Below are 10,603 nucleotides of genomic sequence, written 5' to 3'. Positions count from 1 at the left end.
CTAGAGTGGCGTGGTGTTCCTTGCGTCAGCGCCCTCGCAGTCCTGTTCCGTAGTGCCATGAGGGAAACCGGCACCACCGGCGACGAGCCGGTCATGCTGGCGCAAGTGCAGTCACGGGGCCGTGGGCGGGCCGCACTGACATTGCTGGGTCCGGCGTTCGTGGCCTCGGTGGCCTACATCGACCCAGGAAACTTTGCCACCAACTTCGCCGCCGGTGCCGAGCACGGCTACCAGTTGGTGTGGGTGATCGTGATGGCCAACGCGATGGCCATGGTGGTGCAGTACCTGACCTCCAAGACCGGCTTGTCCACCGGCCGCAGCCTGCCCGAGTTGTGTCGGCAGCGATACGGTCGGCGGATCAACGGTGTGCTGTGGATGCAGGCCGAGGTGGTTGCGATGGCCACCGACTTGGCCGAATTCGTCGGCGCCGCCTTAGGACTGAACCTGGTGTTCGGGGTTCCGCTCCTCCCTGCAGGATTGATCACTGCGGTGGTCGCTTTCGCCATCCTCGCGCTGCAGCAGCGAAGCTATCGCCGCTTCGAGTTGGCGATCATTGCGCTGCTGATGTTGGTCGGTGCCGGGTTCCTCTACGTGTTCATCGCCTCCGGCGGGCAGAACTACGTCCAGCTTGCCGCCGGGCTGGTCCCGCGCCTGGACGGCGGCAACACCCTGAGCCTGACCGTGGGAATCATCGGCGCGACCGTCATGCCACACGTTGTGTATCTGCACTCCGCGTTGCAGACGAATCGCATCGGCACTGCCGACCGCCGGGAACGCCGGGTCCTGCTCCGATACAACAAGTGGGACTGCATCATCGGGTTGGGGCTGGCGGGCCTGGTGAATCTGGCGATGCTGTGTATCGCAGCAGCGCTGTTCCACACACCCGGCCTCACCGGCGTGAGTGACCTGGAATCGATCCACTCGCACCTGGGCGTATTGCTCGGCGGTGGTGCCGCGCTGGCCTTCGGCGTGGCACTCATCGCGTCGGGATTGTCCTCCTCGAGTGTGGGTACCTACGCCGGCCAGGTCGTCATGGCAGGGTTCATGAACTGGCAGATCCCGCTGTTTCTTCGGCGCGGACTCACGATGCTGCCTGCACTGCTAGTCCTCGGCTTGTCCGGGGACACCACCCAGGCGCTGATCTACTCCCAGATCGTGCTGTCCTTCGGTATCCCGTTCGCGCTACTTCCACTCCTGCTGATCACTCGCGATCCCCGTGTCATGACCGACATGGTCAACCGCCGCATCACCACCGCCGTGATGGCGGCGATCACCGTCGTCATCAGCGGACTCAACCTCTATCTGGTGTATTCCACGCTCATCGACCTGGTGTAGAAACACTCCGCCCGCGTCTCTAGTGAGGCAAGCATTACCTCACTAGTGCTACCTTGTCAGTCGCCTCACCCGACCGGGTGTGGGACGCAGTGAGTGCGCGGTCGAGTCGAGAGGTTCCGAGCAATGACGAATGTACGTACGAAGTGGATGAGGAGCGCCGCATCGATTGCGCTCGCCGGAGGGCTGACGATCGCGCTCGCCGCCGGATGCAGCAGTACCGAGCAGGCGCCCGCACGCGAATCCACCACCGCTGCTCGAGAATCCGCATTCCCGATCACCATCGACTCCGCGCTCGGATCGGCGACGATCCCAGAGGCCCCGACGCGGATCGCGACCTGGGGCTGGTCCAACCAGGACGCCATCCTGGCCCTCGGCGTCGTGCCGGTCGCCATGCCGACCTTCGACGGCGCGCAATACGGAGCCGACGACCGCGGCATCCTGCAGTGGGACGCGAAAGCCCTCACCGACCTGGGCGGCGAGACACCCACGCTGCTCTCCGGTGACGGAACCGGAGCGGTCCCGGTCGAGCAGTTCGCCGCTGCGGCACCGGATCTGATCTTCGCGCCCTACTCGGGCCTGAGCCAGGAAGAATTCGACCAGCTCTCCGACATCGCGCCCGTCGTCGCATACCCGGACGAGCAGTGGACGGCGTCCTGGGAAGACCAGCTTACCATCGCGGGCAAGGCTCTCGGCAAGCAGAAGGAGGCTGCCGATCTGGTCTCCGGCGTCGAGGGTTCCATCGCCGACGCGGCAGCGAAATACCCGGCGCTGCAGGGCAAGACGGTCACCATCGCATTGCCCAATGCTCCCGGTACTTTCGCCGTCAGCAAGGACGACGACGTGCGGGTCGAGTTTCTCGAGCAGCTCGGCCTGGTCAACGAGCTCACCATCCAGGAAGCGGACCCGGCCGAGGATCCCGACGCGGTGTACTTCGAGCTCAGCCTCGAGCAGGCGTCGTTGCTGAAGTCGGACGTGTTGTTCGTCGTCGCCTACGACAAGGAATCGCTGGGCGCATTCCTCGCCGAACCGGCCGTGGCCTCGCAACCGGTGCTGGCGCAGGGCCGTACCGCATCGACCGAAAGCCTCAGTGTCGACAAGAACTTTGCATTCGGCGGTCTGACGGTCCTGACCATTCCGTACATCCTCGACGATGTGGCGTCGGCGTTGAACACCGCCGCCGAGAACGTCCAGGGCTGATTCGACGCACCGGCCCACCCGACACCGCAGACGTGCATTCATTCGACAAGGAGCGTGTTTCATCGTGGCAAGGTCCCATCGGCGTCAGGTCGTCTTCCCCGAAGTCATCCGCTCGGCCACCGTGATCGAGACACGTCGACTCAGCTCGGGAATGCGCAGAATCGTGTTGGGTGGGTCGCAGCTGCGGGAGTTCTCGCGGGACGGTGTCGACTTTCCGGCGCTGCGCAGCGAGGGATTCGACGACTTCGTTCGGCTGTTCTTCCCACTCGACGACGCCGGCACGATGGCGCTACCGGTGCAGCACGAGCGCACGGTGGAATGGCCGCGGGATCCGCGTCCGGTGACTCGCAACTACACCGTACGTAGCGTCGATACCGATGCCGCAGAACTGACCCTCGATTTCGTCACCCACGACACCGGAATTGCGTCGACGTGGGGGCGTCGCTGCTCGGTGGGCGATTCGATCCCCCTGCTCGGTCCGGTGCGGTCGGGGCACGCCCCCGCCGACGTGGACTGGGTATTGCTCGTCGGTGACGAGACAGCGTTGCCCGCCATCGCTCGATATCTCGAGGAGGCCCGAGCCGGTGAACGAATTCGGGTGTTCGTCGAGGTAGCCGATGCGGAGCGAGAACTACCACTGCCGACGGCCGCCGACGCGGAGGTCACATGGGTGCACCGCGGCGGTGCGGCCGCGGGTACCGGGCACCTGCTCGAAACCGCGGTGCGCACCGCGCCGTGGTGGGAGGGAGCGGTTTTCGTGTGGGTGGCAGGCGAATCCACGGCCCTCAAGGGCATCAGGCGATACCTGCGCGAGGATCGCGCGCTGCCGCCGGAGATGGTCGACGTCACCGGCTACTGGCGTCGTGCCGAGGTTCTCACCCGTGTGGACGATCCGGAGGTACCCGATCTGAGCGCGCGCGAGTCCGAGCCGTTCGACACACTCGCCGAGCGAGCGGAGATGTTCTCCCCCTTCGCGATCAGGGCCGCCAACACGTTGCGGATCCCCTTGCATGTTTCCCACGGAGTGCGCACCGTCGATTCACTTGCCTCGGTCACCGAGACCGACCGGGGCGCTTTGGCCAAATTCGTCCGGTATCTGCGCGCCGTCGGCGTGCTCGCCGAGGACGTCGACGGCGGTTTGATTCTCGCCGATCTCGGTGAAGCAATGCTCGCCGACGATTGGATTTCGCACTGGCTCGACTTCGACGGTATCGAGGCACGGGTGGAGTTGTCGATCACCGGACTCGTGGAGAGTCTGCGAACGGGTGGCGCCAGCGCGAGTCTGTTGACCGGTAAGACGTTGAGTGAGGACCTCGCCGGCTCGCCCCGGCTGACGGAATTGCATCACAATCACATCGCCGACGAGGCAGCGTTCCTGGGTCCGGCTCTGGTACAGGACTATTCGTTCGACGGAGTGTCGACGATGGCGGTGACCGGTGCCGCATCAGGGGTGGTCCTCGGCTCGATTCTGACGCGCTACGACGCGATGTCGGCAACCGTTCTCGGTGTACCCAGTGAACTGGGCCTGGTACGAAGAGATCTGGCGACATGGCCCGACATCGACGGGCGCGTCCGTGATTGCGCGCAGAGTGTGATGTCCGAACCTCGGGTGAGACCCAGTGGTGGATTCGATGCGTACCTCTTGCTCGAGGTCACCGGCCACTACCGAGACGACGATCTGGCACTACTACTGGCGAATGCGGCAGCCGGGGTGTCCGAGAACGGGAAACTGGTTGTGGTGGAACGTCTGTCCGACGACAAGTCGGTCAACGAGGATCAGGCCGAGTTCGATCTGCTGATGCTCTGCATGCACGGCAGTGGAGTGCGAACGAGAGTCGAGTTCGAGTCCGTTGCTGCCGCAGCGGGCCTGGTGGTGACGGCGTCTCGTCTGGTCGGTTGGGGTATCGAGGTCCTCGATCTGCAGCGTGCGCCGGGTGCGGTCGAAGCCGTTGTGCACCAGCGTTAGTTAGGTTAGCGTTACCTATCGAAGGCGCGCGGCGATGCTGTGGTCAGTTCCGTTGCGCGCGATGCGAGGTCACCGACCGATTCACCGTCAGGAGTGCACACAATGACCGTTGTCGAAGAAGCGGTGATGGGCACGGCCATTCTGCAGCAGGGCTTGCAGACGGTCGTCACGTTGGCCGAGTCCGGCTTGTTCGACGAATACGTCGTGTACGAGGAGCGAGGACGCTGGGTGTTTGCGGGCGGCGTCGTCGCCCGCATCGTGCTGACGCCGAATTTCGTCACGACCACCTGGGGCAGCGGTGAGTCGACGGTGCGCCGGTGGTCCGGCAATCCATCGACGGCGTTGCGGGAGGCCTGCGACGGTCTGACCCGAGAATCCTGGAACGTATACGGATTCGTCGGATTCGGGTTCGCGGCTCACTCGGCCACAGACACGAGCGGTATCGATTCCGACGAGGTACTCGCCCACTTGGTGGTTCCGCGCGTCGAGGTCCGCTTCGGTGGTGGCCTCCATGTCGGTACCGAGCAACCCAGGGTCGAGGTGACCGGCAGCGACGAGGATCGCGACGCGGTCCAGGCTGTGCTGGCCGCTGCTTCCGCCGAGGAGCCGCCGTCGGTGCACTCCCTCGACGTCGGCGGCGATCTCGACGATTATCGCGGCCGGGTAGAGCAAGCCATCGCAGAGATTCACCGCGGCGACTACGCCAAGGTCATTCTCTCCCGCACGGTGCGCATTCCGTTCGATCTCGACGTGCCGGGCACGTACCGGGCCGGGCGAGCGGCGAACACCCCGGCTCGTTCGTTCCTGCTGCACCTGGGTGACCTACGTGTCGCCGGCTTCAGTCCGGAGCTCGTGGCGGCCGTCGATGCGCACGGTGTGGTCACCACCGAACCGCTCGCGGGCACGAGGGCCTTCGGTCGGGGCTCGGATGTCGATTCCGCAGCGAAGTTCGATCTCGAACGCGATCCCAAGGAGATCACCGAACACGCAGTGTCCGTGCGCACCTCGTTCGAGGAGTTGGAATCCATCGCGCGCCCCGGATCCACTGCGGTCTCGGACTTCATGAGCGTGCGCGAGCGCGGCAGTGTCCAACACCTCGCGTCGACCGTACGGGCGCGCCTGCGTGAGGAGCTGTCCTGTTGGGATGCCTTCGGGGCTTTGTTCCCGGCCGTCACGGCATCGGGAATTCCCAAACGAGCGGCCATCGAGGCGATTTCGAGGCTCGACGACCCGCCGCGCGGCCTCTACTCGGGGGCCGTCGTGAAGGCGTCGTCCTCTGGGGAACTCGAAGCGGCACTGGTGCTTCGAGCAGTCTACGAACAACGCGGATCGGCGTGGCTGCGTGCCGGTGCCGGCATCGTCGGCCAGTCGAGTCCCGATCGAGAGTTCGACGAAACGTGCGAGAAGCTCGCCAGCGTCGCACCGTATCTCGTCCGCAAGAAGGAGAAAGACGCGTGATGTATCGCACCATGTTGGGTGGAAAGATTCACCGCGCCACAGTCACTCATGCCGATCTGCACTACGTCGGCTCGATCACCATCGACTCCATCCTGATGCACGCTGCCGAGCTGGTCGAGGGTGAACAGGTCCATGTCGTCGACATCACCAACGGGGCACGTCTGGTGACCTATGTGATCGAGGGGCGCGCTGGATCCGGCGTCATCGGAATCAACGGTGCAGCAGCACATCTGGTATCCCCGGGTGATCTGGTCATCATCATGTCCTTCCGGCAGGTGGAGGATGCCGAGCTGTCGGCGCACAGTCCGTCGGTGGTGCACGTCGACTCGGCCAACGAGATCGTCGCCCTCGGCGTCGACCCCTCGGAGCCCGTCCCGGGGGAACTCGATCAGATGTCGGGGGTGAGTGTCCGATGACCTCGCACAACGACGACAACGACTACGACATAGTCGGGGTCGGATTCGGGCCCTCCAATCTGGGACTGGCCATCGCCATCGAGGAACACAACCGAACGTGCTCGGCTGCAGAGCGATTGACGGCCTGCTTCGTCGAGTCCAAGGACGAGTTCGCCTGGCATCCCGGAATGTTGTTGCCGGGGACGTCGATGCAGATCTCGTTCCTCAAGGACCTGGCCACCCAGCGAAATGCCGGTAGTGACTACACCTTCCTCGCATATCTGTCCGAGAGGGGCCGGCTCAATCACTTCATCAATCTGCAGACGTTCTTCCCGAGCCGGCTCGAATTCCACGACTACCTGTCCTGGGCCGCGAGCAAGGTCGGTGCAGCGGTGCACTACGGCACCCGAGCGGTCGACATCGCCGATACCGGTGATGGCTACGCCGTCCGCACCCAGGGCCGCCGAACCGGGACCGTGCGCGGGCGCAACATCGTGCTCGCCGGTGGCTTGACCGCTACGCTCCCCGACGGGGTCAGCGCCTCGGCACGGCAGTTCCACAATCACGACCTCCTCGGCGAACTCGACCGGCTGCCGTCGCGGACGCATCGCACGTTCGTCGTCGTCGGTGCCGGACAGAGCGCCGCGGAGGTGGTGGACCACCTGCACTCGACCTATCGCGACTCCACTGTGCACGCGGTGTTGCGCAAGTACGGGTACAGCCCGGCCGACGACAGTCCGTACGCCAACCGCATCTTCGATCCGACGGCTGTCGACGACTTCTATTCGTCCTCACACCTGCTGCGCGAGCAGCTGCTGCAGTATCACCGCGGTACCAACTATTCCGCCGTAGACCTCCCTCTGATCGAGGAGCTGTACGCGCGCGAGTACGCCGAACGGGTCAGCGGGCAACGCCGACTGTTCGTGCACGGAGCATCCCGATTGGTCGACGCCGTCGAGGAACCGTCGGGCGTGCGCGCCTCCGTCGAGCACGGCCCTACCGGGCTGGCCGAGGATGTACTGTGCGACGCTGTCGTCTATGCCACCGGCTTCACGTCCCTCGATCTGCCCGAGATACTCGGTCCGCTGTTCGACGCCGTCGAATTCGACTCGCGCGGTCCTCGCGTGACACGGGACTACCGACTCGTGATGCGGGAGCCGAGCTCGGGTTCGATCTATCTGCAGGGCGGGACCGAGCACACGCATGGTCTGACCTCGTCGTTGCTGTCCAACATCGCTGTTCGCAGCGGTGAGATCGTGAAGTCCGCCGTGAGCGCCAGGGTGCGATCGGTGGTGTGAACCGGGTGCGGACGAGCGTGGGCGACGAGTCGGAACGACGAGACATTCCGGCGCTCGTCGGTGGTCTCGCGCGCACCGATGCGCGTCGGACCGCAGGTTTGGTCGTCGTCATCGGAGTCCTGGCTGGCCTGTGCCTGCTGAGCATCGCGGTGGGCACCGAGTACATCCCCATCGGTGACGTGTGGCACGGTCTGTTCTTCGCCGACGGCTCCACCGACTCCGTCATCGTCCGCGAACTGCGCCTTCCGCGAACCGTTCTCGGTCTTCTCGTCGGAATCGCACTCGGGGTTGCCGGTGCACTGATCCAGGCGATGACGCGAAATCCTCTGGCCGACCCGGGGATTTTGGGCGTCAACGCCGGGGCGGCGTTCTTCGTCGCGATCGCCGTCGGCGTCCTGGGCCTCACGGGTATCCGGTCCTACATCTGGTTCGCGTTCGCCGGTGCCGTGCTCGCCACGATCGCGGTGTACGCACTGGGGTCGATGGGGCGAGCGGGAGCGACGCCGATTCGGCTGACGCTGTCCGGAATTGCACTCGGAGCGGTACTCGGCGGCACCACCTCGGGGATGTTGCTACTCGACCCGGATGCCTTCGATCGGATGCGGTTCTGGGGCGCGGGCTCGTTGGCAGGCCGCGGTCTGGACGTCGTATCCGCGACCGCCCCGTTCATCGCCCTCGGATTGTTCCTTGCCGCCCTCGTCGCACGTCCGCTCAACGCGATAGCCCTCGGCGACGATCTGGCGCAGTCGTTGGGGGCGAGAGTGATTCGTACGCGCATCATCGGAGTCGTCGCGGTGACTCTCCTTGCCGGCGCTGCTACCGCCGCCGCCGGGCCCATCGGATTCGTCGGCCTGATGATTCCGCACATGGTGCGCTGGTTCGTCGGACCGGATCAGCGCTGGATTCTGATCTACACCGTGTTCGCGGCACCGGGACTGTTGCTGCTCTCGGACGTGGTCGGACGCCTCGTGATCAGACCGGGGGAGCTGCAGGTGGGCATCGTGACCGCCTTCGTCGGCGCTCCGGTACTGATCGTGTTGGTCCGCCGAAAGAAAGCGAGCGGACTGTGACCCTGGGACAGCGCGGCAATGTCGATTTCGGCCGACGGCTGTGGATCCTTCGTTTTCGGGACAGACTCGACGGCCGAATCGACCTCCGTACGGTGGTGGTCTGCGCGGCATTGCTGCTCGTGACGGCGGTGGTCGCCGTCATCGCGGTCGGTTCCGGTGACTACTACATTCCGCCCAACGAAGTACTGACCGCAGTGTTCGGGGACGCGCCGCGCATCACCGAAATCATCGTCATGGAATGGCGTTTTCCCCGGGTGGCACTGGCCTTCCTGTTCGGAGCCGCCCTCGGCGTATCGGGCGCGGTCTTTCAATCCTTGACGCGAAATCCGTTGGGCAGCCCGGACATCATCGGGTTCGCCACCGGCGCCTACACCGGAGCGCTCGTCGTCATCCTCACCCTCGGCGGCGGCTACTACCAGACCGGAGCGGGCGCGCTCGTGGGCGGGTTGGCCACTGCAGCGGTGGTGTACCTCCTGGCATACAAACGCGGTGTGCAGGGCTTTCGACTGCTCATCGTCGGCATCGCCGTCAGCGCGATACTGGCCTCCATCAACACGTGGCTCGTGGTGAAGGCCGATCTGGCCGCAGCGCTCGCGGCCGCCATCTGGGGTGCAGGCAGTCTCAACGGTTTGGGGTGGGCGCAGGTGTTGCCGGCACTGCTGGTGTCGGCCGTCATCGCGCCGTGTCTGGCGGTGTTGTCGCGGCGGCTGCCGATGCTGGAGTTGGGCGACGACGCAGCGAGGGCACTCGGTGTTCGCGCCGAGCCGACTCGGCTGATGCTGGTGTTTCTGGGCGTTGCGCTCATTGCACTGGTCACCGCGGCGGCAGGGCCGATCTCGTTCGTTGCGCTCGCTGCGCCTCAGCTCGCGCGGCGGCTCACCGGCACCCCGGGAGTGTCCCTGATACCGGCTGCGTGCATGGGTGCGCTGCTGCTCGTGGTCAGTGACGTTGTTGCACAACGCGTCTTCGCTCCGACTCAGCTACCGGTCGGTGTGGTGACCGTCTGCGTCGGAGGCGCTTATTTCGTGTGGTTGCTGGCACGCGAAGGGAGAAAGCAGTGACCGAGCCTCGATTGCACGCGCACGACATCACGGTGGGGTACGACAAGAGCATCGTCAGTGAGAACCTGACCGTCGAGATTCCCGACGGCAAGTTCACCGTGATCGTCGGACCCAATGCCTGCGGTAAATCCACTCTGCTGCGGGCACTCTCGCGGTTGTTGAAGCCCTCGCACGGAACCGTCCTGCTGGACGGAAAGGCGATTTCGTCGTATCCGGCGAAAGAGGTGGCCAGGCGCCTCGGTCTGCTCCCACAGACCTCCATCGCCCCCGACGGTATCTCGGTGGCCGATCTCGTTGCGCGAGGACGATATCCGCACCAGAAGCTCATCCGGCAGTGGTCGACAGCAGACGAGGCCGCGGTGATCGACGCCATGGATGCCACCGGAGTGACCTCGCTGTCTGCGCGGCCGGTCGACGAGCTGTCCGGCGGGCAGCGCCAACGAGTGTGGGTGGCAATGGTTCTCGCGCAACAGACGCCGCTGCTGCTGTTGGACGAGCCCACCACCTTTCTCGACATCGCGCACCAGATAGAACTGCTCGACCTGCTGGTGACCCTGAACCGCGAGAACGGCAATACCCTGGTCGCGGTACTGCACGACCTCAATCACGCGAGCCGGTACGCCGATCACATCATCGCGATGAAGGACGGCGGCGTGGTCACCGAAGGGCCGCCCGCCGAGGTCGTCACCGCCGAGCTGGTCGAGACGGTGTTCGGTTTACCGTGCCGGATCATCGACGATCCGGAATCGCACACGCCGTTGGTGATTCCGCTGGTGAGACCATCGGCCACGCGACGCCGGGGTGCGGGTTAGCCTGGAAGTAC

The 10,603-nt window shown here is 65.0% G+C and carries 9 protein-coding genes; all 9 read left to right on the top strand.

The features are described 5' to 3' along the window. Positions 1–57: 57 nt before the first annotated feature. The 9 genes from RHODMAR_RS23260 (at position 58) to RHODMAR_RS23220 (ending at position 10,592) form a co-directional block, all read left to right on the top strand. Entirely contained in the window at positions 58–1,335 is a 1,278-nt protein-coding gene (locus RHODMAR_RS23260; protein ID WP_008719555.1) for an Nramp family divalent metal transporter, read from the top strand. Between the two features lie 123 nt (positions 1,336–1,458). After that, entirely contained in the window at positions 1,459–2,532 is a 1,074-nt protein-coding gene (locus tag RHODMAR_RS23255; RefSeq protein WP_157226183.1) for an ABC transporter substrate-binding protein, read from the top strand. A gap of 64 nt (positions 2,533–2,596) precedes the next feature. Beyond that, positions 2,597–4,498 (top strand): siderophore-interacting protein, encoded by a 1,902-nt coding sequence (locus RHODMAR_RS23250; protein WP_008719550.1) that lies wholly within the window; start codon positions 2,597–2,599, stop codon positions 4,496–4,498. Between the two features lie 102 nt (positions 4,499–4,600). Next, positions 4,601–5,956: a salicylate synthase gene (locus RHODMAR_RS23245; protein ID WP_008719548.1), complete on the top strand. Its 1,356-nt coding sequence runs from the start codon at positions 4,601–4,603 to the stop codon at positions 5,954–5,956. Then, complete coding sequence (gene panD, locus RHODMAR_RS23240; RefSeq protein ID WP_008719546.1) at positions 5,956–6,372, top strand: aspartate 1-decarboxylase; 417 nt, start codon at positions 5,956–5,958, stop codon at positions 6,370–6,372. Before RHODMAR_RS23245 ends, panD begins: the two co-directional genes overlap by 1 nt. Then, complete coding sequence (locus RHODMAR_RS23235) at positions 6,369–7,649, top strand: lysine N(6)-hydroxylase/L-ornithine N(5)-oxygenase family protein (protein ID WP_008719544.1); 1,281 nt, start codon at positions 6,369–6,371, stop codon at positions 7,647–7,649. The genes panD and RHODMAR_RS23235 overlap by 4 nt, the downstream gene beginning before the upstream one ends. Positions 7,650–7,666: 17 nt before the next feature. Further along, on the top strand, positions 7,667–8,719 hold the full coding sequence (locus RHODMAR_RS23230) for an iron chelate uptake ABC transporter family permease subunit (RefSeq protein WP_232433748.1): 1,053 nt from the start codon (positions 7,667–7,669) through the stop codon (positions 8,717–8,719). Continuing rightward, entirely contained in the window at positions 8,716–9,780 is a 1,065-nt protein-coding gene (locus RHODMAR_RS23225) for a FecCD family ABC transporter permease (protein ID WP_008719541.1), read from the top strand. Before RHODMAR_RS23230 ends, RHODMAR_RS23225 begins: the two co-directional genes overlap by 4 nt. Beyond that, positions 9,777–10,592 (top strand): ABC transporter ATP-binding protein, encoded by an 816-nt coding sequence (locus tag RHODMAR_RS23220; protein WP_008719539.1) that lies wholly within the window; start codon positions 9,777–9,779, stop codon positions 10,590–10,592. Before RHODMAR_RS23225 ends, RHODMAR_RS23220 begins: the two co-directional genes overlap by 4 nt. Positions 10,593–10,603 lie beyond the last annotated feature (11 nt).

It is taken from the genome of Rhodococcus sp. AW25M09, from assembly GCF_000333955.1.
In the GTDB taxonomy this organism is placed as follows: Bacteria; Actinomycetota; Actinomycetes; order Mycobacteriales; family Mycobacteriaceae; genus Rhodococcoides.
This window is presented reverse-complemented; position numbering and strand designations above follow the sequence as displayed.

Bases quoted from the DNA above. Each gene is read 5' to 3' on its own strand.
- RHODMAR_RS23260 (WP_008719555.1), top strand. From the start codon at position 58: ATGAGGGAAACCGGCACCACCGGCGACGAGCCGGTCATGCTGGCGCAA.
- RHODMAR_RS23255 (WP_157226183.1), top strand. From the start codon at position 1,459: ATGACGAATGTACGTACGAAGTGGATGAGGAGCGCCGCATCGATTGCG.
- RHODMAR_RS23245 (WP_008719548.1), top strand. From the start codon at position 4,601: ATGACCGTTGTCGAAGAAGCGGTGATGGGCACGGCCATTCTGCAGCAG.
- panD (WP_008719546.1), top strand. From the start codon at position 5,956: ATGTATCGCACCATGTTGGGTGGAAAGATTCACCGCGCCACAGTCACT.
- RHODMAR_RS23235 (WP_008719544.1), top strand. From the start codon at position 6,369: ATGACCTCGCACAACGACGACAACGACTACGACATAGTCGGGGTCGGA.